We start from the raw sequence: 18,249 nt of genomic DNA, 5'->3' as shown, positions 1-18,249 counted from the left end.
AAATTTATGATAGATTTTAGTGGATTTTGAATTTTCTAACAAACGGAGGTTATTAATGGTGGTAACTTTAGAAAGAATCTACAGTAAAGAAGAAATTATTAATACTGATTTTTCAAATTTAGTCTCTATAGTAAGAGAGCCTAATATGTGTTCTGGTGGAATCGAAACCATTCGGGTAATTATTAGGGAAAGTAACCTGCGACACGATGCAAGTATTTTGGAGATTGGCTCAAACACTGGATTTTCCAGTCTTGAATTCGCCAGCACCCTCCCACATGCAAAGGTTACTGGAATAGACATTAATAAACAATCAGTGGCCTTTTCAAAGGCAAAAGCAGAAGAACACGGTATTAAAAATGTTGAGTTTATACAATCTGATGCTCGAACTCTGCCATTCGAAGATCATTCCTTTGATCTTGTTTTTTGCAGTAATGTAACGTCATTCATAAATGATAGGGATAGTGCCATTTCAGAATATTTAAGAGTCCTAAAGCCAAACGGTGTATTGGCAGCTGCCCCGATTTACTATAGGGAGATTCCTCCTTTCCATATTAAAAAGTCAGTTGAGGAAGCTATTCATTCAAATATTGATGTGTGGGATAAGTCTTTCTGGGAAGAAACGTTTGAAGATCATGGATTAAAACCCTATTTTACTGAGGACTTTAAATATTTGGAGTCAACACGTGAGGAAATTGAACAATATATTTCCATGGTCATGTCCCAGGAACATCTTTCAACAGTGGATCCTGATATTAAGAAAGCTATGGAGAATAGACTAAGATATTTTTATGAATTATTTGACAAGAACCTTACCTACTGTGGTTTCTCAATTATGCTCTACAAATTTAAACCTATTAACCCAGAGCCGATATTACATAAATCCTGCCGAGTATAAACGGTAAATATCTAGAGAGGAGAATTAATGATGTCTATAAGTACAAATAGTAAAGATAGAATAATTCCCCAAAAGACGTGGATGAACACAGAAACGCATTTTAAAAAAGCTCTATCTGACCCTTGGTATAAAGCGATCTGTACCATTCAGGACGAAATTAATCATTCCACATTTAAATTTTTTAAACAGTCAAACCTTAGGTCTATTTGTTTACCAATAACCACCGGCTCTGTTACAAGTCCAATGGGGCTTGGAAGTGATTCATTGCCCGTGAAGATAGAGCTTGAGGGCATAGATACCTATTTATCAGATTCAATGCAGTTTCATTTAGAATATGCGTTAAGAGTATTTAATGAAGGTGTACATTATATAATGCCTTCTTTCAGAGGAGAAAAAGCTGATTCTAGGCATTTGTGCCAGTTCTACCACAGTGAGGCAGAAATTCAAGGGAATCTGCATGAAGTAATGAAGCTCGTAAATAATTATGTCCATCAATTAAGTACTGATTTGTTAAATAACATTCCAGATACTTTAGAGTCAGTTTCAGGAGATCTAACCCATATTGAAAAACTGATTGACAGGAATGGTAACTATCCGACGGTTACTATGGAAGAGGCTGTTGGTTTGCTTGGTAATAGCAGCCGTTATGTAAAATACCATCCTGAGGGTTTTCGAACTATCACTCATGAAGGGGAACAGGAGCTAATAAAAATGTATGATGGAATTGTTTGGCTTACCCATCATGATTATTTATCTGTCCCATTTTATCAGGGATCTGATGAAACAGGGAAATATGCTCTTAACGGCGACTTATTGTTTGGCATCGGAGAAGTTGTTGGTTGTGGTGAACGTCATACAACTGCACAGGAGGTGCGAGAGGCTTTAAACTTTCATAATCTAGATGGTAGAGATTATCAATGGTATCTAGACATGAAGGAACTATATCCTCTAAATACTGCAGGGTTTGGTATGGGCATAGAAAGGTTTATACTTTGGCTAGTTAACCATAATGAAATAAGAGATTGTCAACTTATCCCAAGATTTAATGGAGAATTGATTAATCCATAAGGTAAAAAGGAGTGCGCTTAATTAGTGCCTCCTTTTTATTTTGTATTAAATATCATTTTTTCAAACCATGGAATTTTCTTGTTCCATAGTACCATACACAAAATAATCTATTTTTCTAATAGTATGCAATTAAGAAAAAGCCAGCTAATTCGAAATTAGCTGGCTTTATATTATAATATAGATCAAACTACTAAATTTACAAGTCTATTTGGAACAATGATTACTTTTTTGATTTCTTGATTATTTATCCTTGCTTGAATCTTAGGCAGCTTGATAACTTCCTCTTTTAGTTGCTCCTCTTTTATATCTGCTCTAATCTTAATTAAATCTCGAACTATCCCATTTATTTGTATAGGAATTTCTATTTTATCCATTATAATAGCATCTGTATTGAATTCTGGCCATGTTTGTTTAAATATACTGCCAGTATTTCCAATGGATCTCCAAAGTTCTTCAGATATATGCGGTGCAAAAGGAGCCAGCAGCAAAAGGATAGCTTCTAAATAATCTTTTAAGTTCGACTTACTTATTTTCTCTTGATTAAACGTAACAGAATTTACAAATTCCATTATAGAGCTGATCGCGGTATTAAATCCATTTCCTTCTTCTAACTCTTTTGTAACCTTTTTTATAGTCAAATGTAATTCTCGGTATAACTTTTGACTTTCTTCATCTTCCAAATTTAGAACTTTTTCAGATGTATTATTATCCGTATTTTTCTGAACTAATTTCCAAACCTTATTTAAGAACCGGAGCATACCCTCCAAACCTGAATCAGACCATTCCAAGTCTTTTTCAGGAGGAGCTGCAAAAAGCACAAACATTCTGGTAGCATCTGCTCCATATTTTTTTATTGTTTCCATGGGACTAATAACGTTCCCTTTAGACTTTGACATCTTTGAACCATTTTTTAATACCATACCTTGAGTCAAGAGGCTTTTAAAAGGTTCATCAAAATTTACCAAACCCTCATCATAGAGAACTTTAGTAAAAAACCTCGAATATAAAAGATGTAAAATTGCATGCTCCACTCCACCTACATATTCATCAATTGGCAGCCATTTATTTACTTTTTCAGGATCAAATGGGGCTTGCCCGTTTTTGGGATCTATGAACCTTAAAAAATACCAAGACGAGTCTATAAAAGTATCCATCGTATCGGTTTCTCTCTTTGCTTCATTCTTACAGTTTGGACAAATAGTTGTTTTATAAGCAGCTGAAGTTTCAATAGGATTTTGCCCTTTATTAAAAACAACATCTTTAGGTAACAAAACTGGTAAATCGTCGTCAGGAATAGGTACCGTACCACATTTAGAGCAATATAGTATGGGAATTGGGCATCCCCAGTATCTCTGACGGGATATTAGCCAATCTCTTAATTTATATCTGCATTTCTTTTTCACACTTTCCGATTGTTTAAGTGTATTGAGGACCTCATCCCTATCTAAGCTATCTTTGTTATGGTCCTCTCCCATTAAAGCAAGATTATATTTAGCAGCAAATTCAAAGTCACTCTTTTCCTGGGCTGGAACACCTAACCCCCCTTCAGTAAGAACATAATTAGTAACCCATATAGGTATATCAGCACCATTTAAAGGATTTACAGCATTAAATCCTGAGAATACTCCATCTTTAACTACATTATATGATGCTCTATCAAACTCAGAAATTTTGCCTGTTTTTTCTACAAATTCTCTTATTTGGGAATTAGAATTTCGGAGGTTCCTAATAAAAGGATGATCAATTGACAACTTTAGAAAGCTGGTGTCATAAACTAAGCTCGGGCAAGTTGTAAATATGTTTATCTTTTCATCTAAATCCTTAATCGAAAATGTAATTTCATAACCATCAGATCTACCTATCCAATTTTTCTGCATATTTTTAACATTATCTGGCCATTCATCTAATTTGTCCAGATCTGTTAGAAGCCTATCAGCATAATCAGTTACCTTCAGGAACCATTGTTCCAGTTCTTTTCTTTCAATTTCTGTATCGCAGCGCCAGCACTTACCATCTTCGACTTGCTCATTAGCTAAAACAGTTGAACATTCATGACACCAATTTACATTAGCTTTTTTCCTATATGCCAATCCACGTTTATAAAATAATAAAAATAATTTTTGAGTCATTTTGTAATAATCGGGAAGGCAGGTACCAAGATATCTATTCCAATCATAAGAGAAGCCTAAAGTTTTTTGTTCATTTTTTATTTGAACCATATTCTTTAAAGTCCACTCTTCTGGATTAACCTGATGTTTAATAGCTGCATTTTCTGCAGGTAAACCAAAAGCATCTGCGCCCATTGGATGGAGCACATTAAAACCTTTCATCCGTTTAAATCGTGCTAATACGTCTCCCATTGAATAAACTCTCACATGCCCCATGTGAAGTCCACTTCCCGAAGGATAAGGAAATTGTTCTAATATGTAATATTTTTTTTTAGAATCTTCAGTAGTTGTGTTTGTCGTGTTGATCTCGCTTTTTTCCCATTCTTGCTGCCACTTTTCCTCAACCTTCAAAGGTTCATAAGTACGCATATTATTTACTCCCCCAGCTTTAAACATTTTTAAAAATAACAATGTTCATAGGTGTGAAAGGAACTCATGTTGAAAATTTTATTTAGCAACCAAATGGATAGAGGCTGAATCTTTTTTAATAACATGTCATTCTTATTCTAAAAAAAATGAAAGATTATCGTATGATTCTCCTTTACAATAATTTAGCGCTGTATTTAGCGCATTAATAGCTTCCTGGTGATTACCTTGTGCATTGAAGATCTTAGACTTTAAAATAAAAATTTTTGATAGTAAACCATATCCTCCTTTAGCTTTCGATAACTTTTCCGCTTCAATTACAAGTTCTAGTGCCTCCTCGTTTGAATGGGATTTAAACTTTATAAAAGCCAGCAATAAAGTTATCTTTACAAAAAGTTCGGATCTATTATTTGTATTTTCAAGTTGTTTTTGGCATATAATCTCCGATGATTTATAGTCTCCTATTAAGAAATATGTCAATGCTAATTCAAGATTGGTATTTAATAGGTTCCAGCTGTTGTTGTGCATAATAGATAGTTCTAGACTTTTTTCTAAATTCACTAAAGATTTTTTATAGTCCCTTATTTCTCTGTACAGAATACCCAAATTTGTGTAACATCCTATTAATTCTGTTGAGTTACTTTTTTCCATGTGCTTGATCGCCATTAATGTAGATTTTATTCCTTCTTTAAACTTAGAAGTATACAGATATGCCAAGCCTTCTAACATGCAAAATAAATTCTGAAAGTAATAACAATGAGTCTCCTCCATATATGCAAAAGCTGTACTTATACTTTGCAGACCTTTCTTAAATTCAGATATACGGCAATAACTAAGGGATAAGTTATAATACAGTTGCAGTTTAGTAAAAGGATTTACTTTTGATTGATAGAATCTAAATAACAAAAGTCCTTGTTGAGCATTTTCTATAGCCAATTGGTAATCCTTTAAATTTATAAAACAATCAGAAATTTTTGTATAAACTTCAATTAGCGTTTCTATATTTAAAAGTGTGGTATATATAAGAGCATTTTTATAATGTGAAACTGCCTCTGAATAATTTCCAAGCCCCACCTCTATATCACCTTTAAGCTTTATATACTCACCCAATTGATCTGTATTAACACTCTCTTCATTGATTTCATTTATTGCCTTTTTTGCTTCTTTAAATTTAGTAAGTTTTAACAGACTAGGAATTATAGCTAGCTTTGAAGTAATGTCATTGCTAACGTCAATTTGTTTTTCCTGACCATATAACAAATAATTAACATTGACATTTAGTTTTTCTGCAATATACTCTAACGTTTTTAAAGAAGGGTTTGCCCTATCCCTCTCTATTAAACTAATTACTGCATGACTAAAATTTGGGCCAGACAAATCCTCTTGAGTAAAACCTAATTCTTTTCTTTTTTTTCTAACCCTTTCTCCCATTGTTGTCATAAGGAATTCCTCCACTCAACTCTAAAACTACCTTTAAAATCTTGAATAATTGAATCGACTATCTTAATATCCATAATACATAGAAAACTCAGCAGTTTCTAGTCGGTTTTTAACTTTATTTAAATAAATTTAATTTTTTTTAAATTTATAATTTACATAAATTTCATAATCGGGTATTATATCCCTATAAAAGAGAGTGAGGTGAAAAGTTTTTGAAGAAAATTCTAGTTTTTGTAATTTGCGCTGCATTTTTTACAGTTAGCATATCTAAGTCACCGATCGATACCTTAAGCAATGCACCAGCAGACAATATAGCAGAAAAAGAAATTTTATTGGATCCAGTATGGCCAGCTCCCACGGGTGAAAATAATTCTTTAGCTTAATTACATAGGAATTTGAATAGGCTTTGATAAACCATCTTATCAAGGCCTTCTTTCAAGCATATAAGCTGCTTTATCTTAAAGGATGGATTTTAAGAGTGTTATATTGTGCAGAAGCAGGTCTTCCTCCCACCCTAATTGGGTACCATAGGGGATTTTAGTGCCAGAATTTTTATAACTTCTTCAAATTTAATCATCCTCAGATCATTCATTACCCGAGTTTCTGATCATTTACTTCTTCAATTAACCTGCCCTGTTAGCACGTTAGTTAACGAAGTAAAATTAATTTACTTCTTTAGCAAATGCCTAATTAGCAACAAAACCTCTAATTCCTTTAAATGTTTTGTAACTAAGCTGCCCCGTTTGTTCAATAAGACCCTTTATAAAAAGGCGTTAATCCTTGGATTATTATCCCTTTAGCACCCTTTTAAATTTTATCTTCAGGGAACATAAATTTAAGTTTCAGTGAGTCAGTTTTCAGGTAGAAGTATCTAAAACTTTAATCTTCGGAGGGGTCTCTTTTGGCGAACCATGAACTAGTCATTTATCATGGAATAGAAGATATAATTGTGCATCAATACGATTTCTGGCTAGAAATCAGAAATCCAAAAAACAGGAGAATTGAACTGGCATACAAGTCGTAATTAACACGGCTAAAATAATCCTAATTCATGGATAAAGCACCAGGCCTTATGCTAATTGGATTTGGATTAAAATTAGCGCTTGATAAACAGCAATAAATTGCAAAAAAACATTGGATAACCCAATGTTTTTTTTACTCTCACGCTGATGCACCCCAGCAAATAGAAAAGCGGACCACATGCAGATTACAGGGTAACCTGATGATCACAATTTCCTCTTCAATTTAGCAAGGAGTTGTCAATGGAGAAAGAGCAGCAATGCTTCGGCAATCAATGATAAATTCTCTTTCTGCCGGAACAGGTGCCACTGCCGGCTGCTGGGAGAAGGTAAAGATTGCGCAGCACGTCCCTTCTTTAAACCGGACAAAAGAAAAGGCAGTGGGCTGAAGGGTTTGACCAGGATCTAAAGCTAAAAATTCCGCAGTACCTTTCAGCAAAATCAAAAACTCCTGCCCTTCTCTCGCATTCCTTAAAATGCTGCAGGCACATCCCTCACAAGCTGAAGGAAGAAGTTCACACCACCAGCATTTTCCTAAAGTAAACATACTATCACCTCCTTAATAACTATCATATTTCTAAATATTCATTTGGACAGACCATTGTCCCGATGTTTAAAAAATGAAGACTTAGCCCACCTGGATTACAAAAGGAAGTGGCTGCACTGCACATCTGCTTATCAAAACAGTGCCAAAAAAAGTACAATAAGCAGTAGATTATTATCACATTCATACTGTATGATACATAGTATAAACCATATAGTGTATGACATATAGTATATGGAGCGAGGTGATTGAATGAGCACGCTGCTGAATTCGTTAACAACTGAACTGCGCAGAGGGACATTGACGCTGGCTGTGCTAAGCCAGCTTCGGACACCGCAATACGGGTATTCACTGGTTCAGCTATTGGAGGACTCCGGCATCAATATTGATCAGAGCACATTATATCCATTGCTGCGGCGTCTGGAAAAACAAGAGCTTGTCACAAGCAGCTGGGATCATACGGAGAGCCGGCCGCGCAAGTATTATGTTTTAAGCGAACTGGGTGTGGAGACATTTCTGCAACTGAGAGAAGAATGGATTAAGAATTCCAAACAGCTTTTCGGGCTGTTAAAGGGGGATGAGGAAGATGAATTTAATTGAAATATATATACAGGAAGTGACCCGGAGGCTGCCTGAAAAGAGCCGTGCGGATATCGCACTCGAGCTTCAGTCAACAATCGGGGATATGCTTCCGGATGATTACAATGAGGAAGATGTGAGGGATGTCCTCAGCAAATTGGGCAGTCCCGCAACCCTCGCGGCAGGATACCGGGATCAGCCGATGCACCTGATCGGGCCGCGGTATTTTGATGTATATGTATCACTGTTAAAAATGATCCTGCCGATTGCCGCAGCGATTTCATTGATATCACTTGCAGCCGAGTTTATTTTTAATTTTAACCGGGACGAAACGATCATCAATGCCATACTCGAATTAACGGGCTACGGAATTTGGAGACTCATGGAAGTGGCCGTCCAGGTATTTTTCTGGCTGACGATTGTATTCGCCGTAATTGAAAGGATGGATAAAGGAAAAGAGCAGCATCCACTGTCACCCAGCTTAAAACCGTGGACTCCGGACGATTTGAAAAGCATTACGTATATTCCGAAGAAAAAAGCCATTTCCAAGTTTGAGGTGTTCGGAAGCTTAATGTGGACTGCTATCTGGGCAACCCTTTACTTTTATGCCGACCGGCTGATGGGTGTTTATAGAGGCGGAGGTGAAGGATTGGAGTTTAAGATTGCCGCGGTCAACCAGGATGTTCTGCTCGGATATTGGCCTATTGTGGCAGTCATCATTGCGCTCGAAGCGGGACTCGCTCTCTACAAACTCATCATTGGCCAGTGGACGAAAAGAATGGCGATCTTCAATACCATCCTTGAACTGCTTGCCACCATCGTGTTCATCTTCATCCTGCTGAACCCGAATTTGCTCCAGGCAGAATTTATTGCATACATGACCGATTTATTTGCAATATCAGCTGCCCAATTGAAGAACTGGCTGCTCAGCAGCATCATCATTATTTTCATCATTTATGCAGGAATCAGTATTTATGATGGATTCCGCAAATCAAGAATCACCTCTTAAACAAGAACAGACACACTGATTGTCCAGTGTGTCTGTTTTTTACAAATTAAAAATAATCCCCATAATCGAATAAATAATCACCGTCGAAAAAAGAACTGTCATATGGACAAGCGAAAAGATAAACAGTGATTTTGCCCATTTTTCAGGATCCATCCGTTTATAGCCGTAGATACTGAGTACCAGCCAGGCAATCCCGAGGAGCAATGCTACGAGCATAAGGCCGGTGCTTAAGGAACCTAACAGAAAGCTGATCCCGATCAGAATAACTAAATAAACATTCGTCTGGATATATGTCCTTCTGACGCCTTTAACAACAGGCAGCATCGGCACATTCGCCGCTTTATATTCATCATGCTTCCGGATGGCAATCGCATAAAAGTGCGGCATTTGCCAGATGATGGTGATGATGAACAGCCCAAGGATCGCAGGATGCGTGATATCCGGATGGATGGCAGCCCAGCCGATAAGCGGCGGCATCGCACCTGAAATGCTTCCGATCTCCGTGTTATAAATGGTTCTTCGTTTGCTCCACATCGTGTAAGGGACCACATAAAAAAACAGCCCCAAAAATCCAAGCAGCCCTGCTAACGGAGTCGTGAAGGCAAGAGCGAGAATCCCAAACACAGACATGAGGCTTGCAAGCCACAATACCTGCTTTGGCTTGATTTCCCCTGTAACAGTTGGTCTGCTTTGAGTCCGCTTCATGATCGAATCGATATCACGGTCATATAAATTATTAAAAGCCCCTGCTGCCCCCATTACAAGGCTTGAGCCTATAAAGGCCAGCAGAATTTCGGGCAGCTTCTCCAGAAGGCCGAAGTCATACGTATATAAGGCCAGTGTTAATCCTGCAAACATCGGGATTAGATTGGATTTAATAATCCCTGTTTTGACTGTCAGTGCGAGGATCTTTGATAAAGGCCGTCCCTGCGTCTTCAGGGTTTCTTCCTCTTTCATGATCAATTCTTCCCCTTTTAATTATTCTCTCTTTCTCTATACACCAATACTCATTATACACCTATTATAACAGGAGTTGATGCTCAATGATTTCTGAAAAATCCCAATGCTGGTAAACTCTCTGCAAAAAGAAAAGAGAACCTTGCCTGCCGCTTAGTCCTCCCTGTTGATTCTAACATTATTTGCATGGTAATGGGGCTTATAATCGTGACATCTTTGTTTCATTTCAATCAGAAAATGATTCCCCCTGGACCTGACCCAATTTCTTCACGTTTTACCTTCTGGATATAGGATTCCTTTTCAAAAGTATGGATGTACCGGTTTAATTTGTAATAGCCGATATCATTAATCGTATAAAAAATGATTATCGGTTTTCCATTTTTATAGAAAAAATGAGGATTTAGGATATCCGGAATATCCTTCAGTTCATCCCACGGGTGAATAAAATTTAAGTAGTCTTCTATTCGCGGATTCCGCTCGTCTATATCTGAACGCATCTCTTCTCTGTAATCATCCGTATAAGGCAAAATCCGATCCTGTCCCCATGAACAGCCATGCCATATCGCCCCAAATTCATAAAGCTCATGCAAAGCAATCGCCGCCTGCAGATAGGATAAAGGTGACCTGTCCCCATCAATCGCCTCCATAAAGTCATCCAATGCGAACTGAGGTTTAGGCGGACTGAGGAAAAAGTCATCCAACCGGCCGCAAAGATCAGGATCAGGAAGCTCCACTGCTGCTGGAATCGCCCACACCACCCCATTTCCGTTTCTGCCGCTGAAATATTGATAGCCTCTTAGCTTGTATTCTTTCATGATTTTTAATTGAGAGAATCCATGGATGATATCTTCAGGGTTCTCGGCTGAAATGCTCCAGTCTGCCGGAGGATCATTTCGGTCTGCATCATCAGCAGAATTCACGATGATATTTGGCTTTGCAGCTGAGGCGGTAAATATAGTCAGGTTTTTCATGTATGATATCTCCCTCTGAGTTATGTCATCCTCTTTTACATTAATTGTACGACGCTGCCCTGTTAATTTTTTAGTGGGGTGGGTTAGAAAAATGAAAACACCTGTCCTCTTAGTCCAATGCATGAGGTCAGGTGCCTGATTGGATCCAATAGTGAAGATGAAGATAATGCGAAGTGTTCTTCAGGAGGATTACTGATTGTTCAGCTTATAAATCTGCCGGGAGTGCTCTGAAATCTTCTGATCATAATAAGCAAGATCATGCCTTGAAATAGCCGATTCTTTAAGGTCGGCAACCCCTTCAATAGCCTGATCTGCTTTCACATCAATAACAGACAATTTTTCATTCATTTCATTTATTTTAACATTAGTGGCAGCAACACTATGAATCAATTGCTGGATAAGATCCTCATGCCGTTTTAAGTCCGCTGTCAGCCTCTTATCCATAGAGTTAACTTTTTGGTCCAGTGTGTCCAGCCTTTTATCCATCGAGCTGACCTTTTGGTCCAGTGCGTCCAGCCTCTTGTCCATGGAACCCACTTTATGATCTAATGATTCAAGCTTGTTCAGGATTAAATTCAGTACTTTTTCCACCTTTCTCACCTCCTTCTCTTATCATTATATCAGGAACTATGTCGAATTAGACAACATCTAAGAGATCTTAGCCTGGATAGTATTAGCTTATCAATCTACTGTATTAGAAAGTGCCTATCCCCATTACTGCTATGCTGGACAGGCACCCTTAAGCCGGCAAAAGACGCTGTCTGATGCTACTTTTTCTTCCTTTCAATGATATAGTTACGCTTTCCTTTTTTAACCGAGTATGTATCGGTGGTTCTTTCCATAATAAAGCTGAAAGTGTTTTCCTTTCGTTTGGATATTCTTGATGCCAGTATCTCTGTCCGGTCATATTTCATAGAGACCTCTTTTTCAGCCGCATTCAGTTTAAAACAATGACCGCCACTCACATAAACGTTTGAGGTATTATAGCCCTCTGGCATGATGGCATCCACATGATGAAGCGCAAACCACACACACTCATCGTGGCCAGGCGATGTATGAGGAAACCAATACATGTCCATCCCACCCGGAATTCTTACAGGGGCAGCTCTGCAGGGTCCAAGTATAGTTTTCGAACCGCTCGATGCACCATTCAGATCAAAGCCATAATAGTTTATGCTTTCATCTATGATCTCAATCGGCCTCTTCTTTACCATAAACGTATAATTCCCTTCCAAAACCAAACTGCAGCATTCGCCTTCTTCGTTATAATGGGCCCTAATTGATTTCGTTTCCGGTATGATGATATACTCCCGTATTAGTAATGCATTCATTGTAATTAATATCCTCCCTTATATTTCACTATTTAAAAAATGTAAATTAAGGAGTATACTAACTTATGAGCTGGTATACTCCATCTCAACTAGACTCTCAGGCTATCGTCTTCCCGGACCCGCCTGAGGGTTTTTTTATGCTGTTACATCATGCTCACCTCCTTTGCGTCTCCAGCCAATTGGCAATCGCCTCTATATTTTTCTTGCTTTTATCAAGGTAAAAGAATTCCCCTCTTGCATTTCCGTCAAATCTTCTCCACTCCGGATTCGTGCTGCTCCAGTTCACTACTTTTAGGCTATCCATTCGTTCACTCAGACTTTGTTTTTTGACTGACAGTGATTGATATCCCCAGTCTTTCATAGCGTATAAGGATATGGCCTGAATAAGCGGAAAGCTCGCCAGCATGGTTTCGTGATAGTTTCCGATTCTTTTAGGAGATTCTAAGGAGAAAAGTTTATCAAACCAGGAATTTACGACATCCATATAAGCTTCATCCTCTCCCCCGGCATTCTCCTTCCATTCATCCGATCTGTTTAACAGCTTGCCTGCCAGAAAAGTGGCCACAAGCAAGCGCAGCTGGGAAAGTGAGAGGAATTTTTTATTAGCTGGCCGAATAATGGCTCTTTTTTCGGTTTCCACACCTGCTTCTATCAGCTTGGCATTGGATTGGAGAATCCGGTTCGTCATCCCGTTTAAACGGTCTCTCGAATCATAGGCGATTCGCTTGGACAATGCCACCTGTTTCCCTTTTGTGTTTAAATCAATAAAAAGCTGGTTTTCCTCATCTTTGGAAAGTCCTTCAAGGACCTGAATGGAGATCTCTGTCTTCTCCAGCAGATATTGAAGATGATAAGCATTCCGGATTTCTTCATCCTTCTCACTTTTCATACTCATGAAAATTTGATCCTCAAGCTGAAGAATGGCTCTCATCCGGTGTGACCCATCTACAATTCTTAATCCGCCTGGCGGTTGCCCTCCTAACATCCCCTCTTCTGCTGCGGCAACCAGCGGCGGCATATATATTTCTCCACCTGAAGCATTCGAGAAGATATACTTTTTAATCCGTCTGACCTGAAGCTGATTCGTGTCTCTCAGAATAAGCTTTTTTTCTTTATGCATTTTGACCAGTTCGGAAACAGGCAGCGCTATAAAAGTCTGCCGCTTAGTGAAAATATCATGAACAATCACAGGTTCAGCCCTCCCTGTACAATTTTCTTTTTGAATTCCAATGAGGTCTGCTGGATTTTCCTCGTAGCAGAATGGCCTTTAATTTTCAAATTTTTCTTGTCAAACATGTGCCGGAACATAGGATCATTGTGCTTCCAGCTGCACTCGAATTTTAAGTGTTTGAGTTCGTGTATAGCTTCTTTGTAGGATAAGTTATGAGTCCTGGTCAGCTGGTTGGCACAATAAGCAAGAGCTATTTGCACACCCGAGTAACCGCTTACAAATTTAAGTCTATTAGCGCTTCTCTTAGGGAAAATCTGCTGCCATATCTGAAAAAATTCGATTGCGATCTCTTCTGCTTCCTTCGGGTTGCATCTATAATACGGGGTACCTTTTTTTACTGTTAAAATACCTTCAAATAAGGCAATGATGCATCTCCTCATGGTGGCCAATGATGTAAGTGCGGAGTTGTGAACAGAAATTCTGGAAAGGCTTTGTTCTATTTCAAAGAAAGGCTGAAGCTTTGCTGCAACGGTTCTTGTCATCTCCGTATATTGGTCACGCTGATCATAGAGCATAACCTGCCCGATATGAGCATCTCTTCTTTCCGTATTTATATCAGTAAAAAGCTGCCTCTCCTGTGTTGTTGTCAAATCCAGGAATACCTGCATGGCAACGGGATATTCTTTCACTCTCTCAATATAGGTCTGCAGCATAATGGCTTCATCCAGCCTGCCTGTTTCTTCCGCTGATTCTTTCTTGGATTTAAGATGGCTTAAGGCAGATGAGAAACTCGCGCTGCGATGCTGGCCATCAATGATGTAAAGCTTGCTTCCGGGAGTCAGTTCCCATCCATCCTCCGTTTGGCGAATCGCGCCTCTGGCCGAAAACACAAATGGGGAAAAGTAAAAATCTTTGCCTTCTTCAAGCGATTGGATGATAAACTCTCTGATCTCCACCCGCCTTTTTGGATCCAGCTTTCTCTGAACTTCCTCATCCACTTCAAACATCGATTCCAAAGTCGCATATCGCAGCTGAGTGACTAGTGCTTTTTTACCAAATTGATTGTATGCCGAGCCCATAATTCTGGTTAACACGCCAATATCTTTCATATTTCTCACCCCGAGATTCATTATAGGCATGTTGTCTGATTATTGTAAAATCATTTTTCACCATCACACTCGCTCCGTTCTTTCTAAGGCCTGATTTTGATAAGTCAGCCTGCTTTCATACCATTGACAGTAGCGGGAAGACAAGATAAAATATGCTGCTAAATTTTCGAACCTGGCGTGAGACTTTTGTTTGTGATTTATGTCACAAATACCTTCTTAAAACACTCTTTTCAACCTTCCTAAAATAAAACAGATATAAAAAAAACAAATTTTCCTCTAATTTCGAACATTTTGTGACAGGCTGTTCTCAGCTGGATCATCTTGAAACTACGTGAAAAGAAGGCATAAAAAAAGACTGAAACCCCGAGGGGAATTTCAGTCTCTTCTCAGATCTATTTCGGCAATAATACGCGATCAATGACATGGATTACACCATTGGAAGCAGCAATGTCAGGTGTTACCACAGTGGCATCATTGACTTTAACAGGGTTAAGTGAAATTGTCACATCTTTTTCTGCGAGTGTTTTTGCCTTCATTCCATCCTTCAAATCTGAAGACATGACTTTACCCTGAACAACGTGATAAAGCAAAATATCCTTCAGATCCTTTCTTGCCAATAACTGTTCTGCCGTAATGTTCATTTCCGTCAGAAACTTGTTGAAAGCCGCATCTGTTGGAGCAAAAACTGTGAATGGTCCTTCACCTTTAAGCGTATCAACCAGTCCCGCTTTCTCCAAAGCAGCTGCCAGGATCTTAAAATCCCCAGCTTGTACAGCAGTATCAACGATGTCTTTCTTAGTACCAGTGTTTTCTGCAGCTGATGCCAGTCCAGAGAAGGAAAGCAGCATCATAAAAACCAGTGAAAATGCAATTATCTTCTTCAGTTGAATGCCTCCTTTTTCATTTAATGGTGCACACTATGTAAACACCAGGAATTATTGTTTACTTTTCTGTAAATTTTATCCTGATTATACTCAAGTGCCTAATAAGCAGCATGAATGGTGTTTCCCTTATGCTCAGAAATACTATATTTTTATAACTAAAAAAGCATAATCTCCTCATACGGAAATTATGCTTCATTGCATCTTCTTTGAATATCAAAACATGGCGTGTCATCTTTCCTGTTCCTTTATAAGGGCCAGCACTTTTTCCTTAACAGGCAGTGCCGATATAGCCCCCTTGCCTGCAGCTGTTAACGCCCCGCTTGCATTAGCAAACTGCAAAATGTCTTCATGCTTTTCTATTATTATGCTTAACACATTTTCAGGGTTTGCTTTAACTTCCAGAAGCTTGAATAAAAATCCGCCAATAAATGCATCTCCTGCACCAGTGGTATCCTGGACATCTACTGTGAATCCCGAAGACTCCCATTTATCAGCTTGTGTATATAATTCGGCTCCATCAGCTCCCTTTGTATAGACCACAGCCTGAACATCTCCCTTGAAGAGCGAAGCAATCGCTTCATCCTCATCACTGATTCCGGTGATGAATTCCAGTTCTTCATCCGAAACCTTCACAATATGAGCATGGGGCACAAATTCAAGAATGGCAGCCCGGCAATCCTCCGGACTCTCCCATAACGGCAGTCTGACATTCGGATCAAAGCTGACAAGGCCGCCCTTTTTCTTCATTACTTCCACAGCTCTCTTATGGGCTATTTTCATTGGGCTATCGACCAGGTCAACCGAACAGAAGTGCAGGATATCCCCTTTACCAAACCACTCTTCCTGCAGCTCCGATTCTTCAAACAGCAAATCTGCAGACGGTTTCCGGTAAAAAGAAAAATCACGCTCACCGTTTTCTTTCAGCGATACAAACGCAAGTCCTGTGTTCGCTTCGCTGGTGCGGAGAATCTTGTCTGTCTCCACCCCGGCGTTTTGAAGCTGTTCAATCAGAAAATCGCCAAATGCATCAGAACCGAGCTTGGTAATCATCGATGCATTGTGTCCAAACTTTGCCACAGCCGCAGCAACATTAGCCGGTGCACCGCCCGGGGCCCGCTCAAAAGCGGTGACATCCTTTAATGCAGCCCCCTTCTCGAGCGGGATAAAATCTATTAATACTTCGCCAATCGAGTATAATTTCGTCATGTTCTCACCCTTAACGTGTAATGCCTTGCTTTAACTCATGCTTCGTATAAGTGCCGCTGACTCTTTTGTCACTGAACAATCTGATTCCGTCAGACCCTTTTTCAGGAAAGACTCTTGCCGTGAACACAGCTTCCCCATCATTGATAAAAATCTCAGCAATACTATGATCAACAAACACTTGAACTATTACAGAAGAATCGAGTTTCAGTTCTGAGCTCCTTACAAAACCGTAGTCCCCGCCAAATGAGGATGCAAATTTTTCCCGGTTCAGACTCACAGCTTGTGAGTTGCGGTCAAACTCAAGCACTAAACCCTCCTTTTCAGAAGCAAACAGCTCAATCCCAAATACATCAGCATCTACTGTATCAAAATAAAATTCGAGCTCGTGCTGCCCGATTCCTTCATCAATCATTAGGCTTCCCGACTCAATGGTCACGCTGCTCTTTTCCGACTTTACGCGAAGCTGCTTAAGCATTTCTGCTGGTCTTTGAGCAAGCTTCCCATCGACAAGACACAGCTCACGCGGAATTGACAGGCAATGCGCCCAATCCTCTTTATCACTCGGATAATCGATTTCACCCATTCCCGCCCATGAAAATAACAGGCGCTCATTATATTTGCCGGCAAACGTTTGCGGAGCGTAAAAATCAAACCCTTTTTCAAGCTCCTGGAAATGCTCAGGCTCAAATGAAAGAGCTTCTACATCCAAATGGCCCGCTGCATACATGACATTATATAGATTATGGTAATCATGCCCTTCAGGCTTTAACCCTTGCGGTGAGAAAATCAGCACATCGTTGCCGTCGAGCTCGAAATAATCCGGACACTCTAGCATATACACCGAATCAGGAAAATCAATCTGCAGATTCAGCTCCCCTTTAAAGGACCAGTCAATGGCATTTTCAGATTCATAGACAATGATGGCACCAGTCAGGTTTTCACGCTGTGCACCAAGCAGCATATAGTAGCGTCCGTTCTTTTCAAACACCTTTGGATCGCGGACATGCCCGGTATAGCCTTGCGGAACCCCTTCAATAATCGGGTTGTTTTCATATTTTTGAATCTTCCCTTCCTGGTCCATGATCGCCAGGCACTGATTCGCCGATCTTTCCTCTGCACTGTATTTGATATTGCCTGTGTAATACAAATAGAGCATTCCGTCCACCTCAAGAGAAGCACCGGAATAGGCACCATGAGACTCATAATCCTCCACCGGAACCAGTGCAGCCGGGAGACGCTCCCAGTTCACAAGGTCCGCTGATTTCACGTGGGCCCAATGCTTCATGCCGTGCATCGCACCAAATGGGTACCACTGATAAAAAACGTGGAATTCTCCGTTGAAATAAGCAAGTCCATTAGGGTCATTAATTAAACCGTACTGCGGGTGGATATGGTAGGCCGGCTTCCAAGAGGATTCTGCGGATTTTTCCCGGAGCCTCTCCAGTTCATTCTCTTTTGCGTCATATAACGTTCGATACTTCTCTTCTGTATATCTCTCCATACTAAGTCCTCTCCTGTAAAAATAGAGAAGA

Annotated in this window: 18 protein-coding genes; 6 read left to right on the top strand and 12 right to left on the bottom strand. The window is 39.4% G+C overall.

Annotation, left to right across the window (positions count from 1 at the left end):
• The first annotated feature begins 55 nt into the window (after window positions 1-55).
• Together AC3WTL_RS02735 and AC3WTL_RS02730 are read left to right on the top strand one after the other, a co-directional pair.
• Window positions 56-895: a class I SAM-dependent methyltransferase gene (locus AC3WTL_RS02735; RefSeq protein ID WP_197205468.1), complete on the top strand. Its 840-nt coding sequence runs from the start codon at window positions 56-58 to the stop codon at window positions 893-895.
• Between the two features lie 30 nt (window positions 896-925).
• On the top strand, window positions 926-1,963 hold the full coding sequence (locus AC3WTL_RS02730) for an asparagine synthetase A (protein ID WP_492368963.1): 1,038 nt from the start codon (window positions 926-928) through the stop codon (window positions 1,961-1,963).
• Between the two features lie 182 nt (window positions 1,964-2,145).
• On the opposite strand, the gene AC3WTL_RS02725 is transcribed toward AC3WTL_RS02730, so the two are convergent.
• Together AC3WTL_RS02725 and AC3WTL_RS02720 are read right to left on the bottom strand one after the other, a co-directional pair.
• The gene (locus AC3WTL_RS02725; protein WP_492368962.1) at window positions 2,146-4,500 is read right to left on the bottom strand and encodes a leucine--tRNA ligase; all 2,355 of its coding nucleotides are present in this window, start codon (window positions 4,498-4,500) and stop codon (window positions 2,146-2,148) included.
• Between the two features lie 132 nt (window positions 4,501-4,632).
• A complete protein-coding gene (locus tag AC3WTL_RS02720) occupies window positions 4,633-5,937 on the bottom strand; it encodes a helix-turn-helix domain-containing protein (protein WP_492368961.1) in 1,305 nt (434 codons plus the stop codon).
• A gap of 212 nt (window positions 5,938-6,149) precedes the next feature.
• Between AC3WTL_RS02720 and AC3WTL_RS02715 the strand changes: the two genes are divergently transcribed.
• Together AC3WTL_RS02715 and AC3WTL_RS02710 are read left to right on the top strand one after the other, a co-directional pair.
• Window positions 6,150-6,320: a hypothetical protein gene (locus tag AC3WTL_RS02715; protein ID WP_248347771.1), complete on the top strand. Its 171-nt coding sequence runs from the start codon at window positions 6,150-6,152 to the stop codon at window positions 6,318-6,320.
• 518 nt (window positions 6,321-6,838) lie between these two features.
• The gene (locus AC3WTL_RS02710; RefSeq protein ID WP_282956705.1) at window positions 6,839-6,961 is read left to right on the top strand and encodes a hypothetical protein; all 123 of its coding nucleotides are present in this window, start codon (window positions 6,839-6,841) and stop codon (window positions 6,959-6,961) included.
• 221 nt (window positions 6,962-7,182) lie between these two features.
• Here AC3WTL_RS02710 and AC3WTL_RS02705 read toward each other — a convergent pair whose 3' ends face one another.
• The gene (locus tag AC3WTL_RS02705) at window positions 7,183-7,503 is read right to left on the bottom strand and encodes a hypothetical protein (RefSeq protein ID WP_248347772.1); all 321 of its coding nucleotides are present in this window, start codon (window positions 7,501-7,503) and stop codon (window positions 7,183-7,185) included.
• Between the two features lie 249 nt (window positions 7,504-7,752).
• Here AC3WTL_RS02705 and AC3WTL_RS02700 point away from each other — a divergent pair, with 249 nt between their 5' ends.
• Window positions 7,753-8,100, top strand: coding sequence for a PadR family transcriptional regulator (locus AC3WTL_RS02700; protein ID WP_252218544.1), 348 nt, complete (start codon window positions 7,753-7,755; stop codon window positions 8,098-8,100).
• Window positions 8,087-9,088, top strand: coding sequence for an HAAS signaling domain-containing protein (locus AC3WTL_RS02695; protein ID WP_492368960.1), 1,002 nt, complete (start codon window positions 8,087-8,089; stop codon window positions 9,086-9,088). Before AC3WTL_RS02700 ends, AC3WTL_RS02695 begins: the two co-directional genes overlap by 14 nt.
• 39 nt (window positions 9,089-9,127) lie before the next feature.
• Here AC3WTL_RS02695 and cyoE read toward each other — a convergent pair whose 3' ends face one another.
• From cyoE to AC3WTL_RS02650, 9 genes are all read right to left on the bottom strand, one after another.
• On the bottom strand, window positions 9,128-10,045 hold the full coding sequence (cyoE, locus tag AC3WTL_RS02690) for a heme o synthase (protein ID WP_248347774.1): 918 nt from the start codon (window positions 10,043-10,045) through the stop codon (window positions 9,128-9,130).
• Window positions 10,046-10,275: 230 nt separating this feature from the next.
• Window positions 10,276-11,016, bottom strand: a complete 741-nt coding sequence (locus AC3WTL_RS02685; RefSeq protein WP_492368959.1) for a hypothetical protein — start codon at window positions 11,014-11,016, stop codon at window positions 10,276-10,278.
• Between the two features lie 189 nt (window positions 11,017-11,205).
• Entirely contained in the window at window positions 11,206-11,607 is a 402-nt protein-coding gene (locus AC3WTL_RS02680) for a hypothetical protein (RefSeq protein WP_492368958.1), read from the bottom strand.
• Between the two features lie 176 nt (window positions 11,608-11,783).
• On the bottom strand, window positions 11,784-12,347 hold the full coding sequence (locus tag AC3WTL_RS02675; protein ID WP_492368957.1) for a competence protein ComK: 564 nt from the start codon (window positions 12,345-12,347) through the stop codon (window positions 11,784-11,786).
• 154 nt (window positions 12,348-12,501) lie between these two features.
• Window positions 12,502-13,536 carry a DNA sulfur modification protein DndB gene (locus tag AC3WTL_RS02670; protein ID WP_492368956.1) on the bottom strand — a complete coding sequence of 345 codons (1,035 nt, stop codon included), beginning with the start codon at window positions 13,534-13,536 and terminating at the stop codon, window positions 12,502-12,504.
• A complete protein-coding gene (locus AC3WTL_RS02665) occupies window positions 13,533-14,627 on the bottom strand; it encodes a DNA sulfur modification protein DndB (protein ID WP_492368955.1) in 1,095 nt (364 codons plus the stop codon). Before AC3WTL_RS02665 ends, AC3WTL_RS02670 begins: the two co-directional genes overlap by 4 nt.
• 392 nt (window positions 14,628-15,019) lie before the next feature.
• Complete coding sequence (locus AC3WTL_RS02660) at window positions 15,020-15,478, bottom strand: fasciclin domain-containing protein (RefSeq protein WP_492368954.1); 459 nt, start codon at window positions 15,476-15,478, stop codon at window positions 15,020-15,022.
• A 261-nt stretch (window positions 15,479-15,739) separates the two neighbouring features.
• Window positions 15,740-16,717 (bottom strand): carbohydrate kinase family protein, encoded by a 978-nt coding sequence (locus AC3WTL_RS02655; protein ID WP_492368953.1) that lies wholly within the window; start codon window positions 16,715-16,717, stop codon window positions 15,740-15,742.
• 10 nt (window positions 16,718-16,727) lie between these two features.
• Window positions 16,728-18,218 carry a glycoside hydrolase family 32 protein gene (locus AC3WTL_RS02650; RefSeq protein ID WP_492368952.1) on the bottom strand — a complete coding sequence of 497 codons (1,491 nt, stop codon included), beginning with the start codon at window positions 18,216-18,218 and terminating at the stop codon, window positions 16,728-16,730.
• Window positions 18,219-18,249 lie beyond the last annotated feature (31 nt).

This window comes from Cytobacillus sp. EB106-05-05-XG126 (assembly GCF_058791715.1).
This window is presented reverse-complemented; position numbering and strand designations above follow the sequence as displayed.

Coding starts and splice junctions, on each gene's coding strand:
- AC3WTL_RS02735 (WP_197205468.1), top strand. CDS start 56: ATGGTGGTAACTTTAGAAAGAATCTACAGTAAAGAAGAAATTATTAAT.
- AC3WTL_RS02730 (WP_492368963.1), top strand. CDS start 926: ATGTCTATAAGTACAAATAGTAAAGATAGAATAATTCCCCAAAAGACG.
- AC3WTL_RS02725 (WP_492368962.1), bottom strand. CDS start 4,500: ATGCGTACTTATGAACCTTTGAAGGTTGAGGAAAAGTGGCAGCAAGAA.
- AC3WTL_RS02720 (WP_492368961.1), bottom strand. CDS start 5,937: ATGACAACAATGGGAGAAAGGGTTAGAAAAAAAAGAAAAGAATTAGGT.
- AC3WTL_RS02705 (WP_248347772.1), bottom strand. CDS start 7,503: ATGTTTACTTTAGGAAAATGCTGGTGGTGTGAACTTCTTCCTTCAGCT.
- AC3WTL_RS02700 (WP_252218544.1), top strand. CDS start 7,753: ATGAGCACGCTGCTGAATTCGTTAACAACTGAACTGCGCAGAGGGACA.
- AC3WTL_RS02695 (WP_492368960.1), top strand. CDS start 8,087: ATGAATTTAATTGAAATATATATACAGGAAGTGACCCGGAGGCTGCCT.
- cyoE (WP_248347774.1), bottom strand. CDS start 10,045: ATGAAAGAGGAAGAAACCCTGAAGACGCAGGGACGGCCTTTATCAAAG.
- AC3WTL_RS02685 (WP_492368959.1), bottom strand. CDS start 11,016: ATGAAAAACCTGACTATATTTACCGCCTCAGCTGCAAAGCCAAATATC.
- AC3WTL_RS02675 (WP_492368957.1), bottom strand. CDS start 12,347: ATGAATGCATTACTAATACGGGAGTATATCATCATACCGGAAACGAAA.
- AC3WTL_RS02665 (WP_492368955.1), bottom strand. CDS start 14,627: ATGAAAGATATTGGCGTGTTAACCAGAATTATGGGCTCGGCATACAAT.
- AC3WTL_RS02660 (WP_492368954.1), bottom strand. CDS start 15,478: ATGATGCTGCTTTCCTTCTCTGGACTGGCATCAGCTGCAGAAAACACT.
- AC3WTL_RS02655 (WP_492368953.1), bottom strand. CDS start 16,717: ATGACGAAATTATACTCGATTGGCGAAGTATTAATAGATTTTATCCCG.
- AC3WTL_RS02650 (WP_492368952.1), bottom strand. CDS start 18,218: ATGGAGAGATATACAGAAGAGAAGTATCGAACGTTATATGACGCAAAA.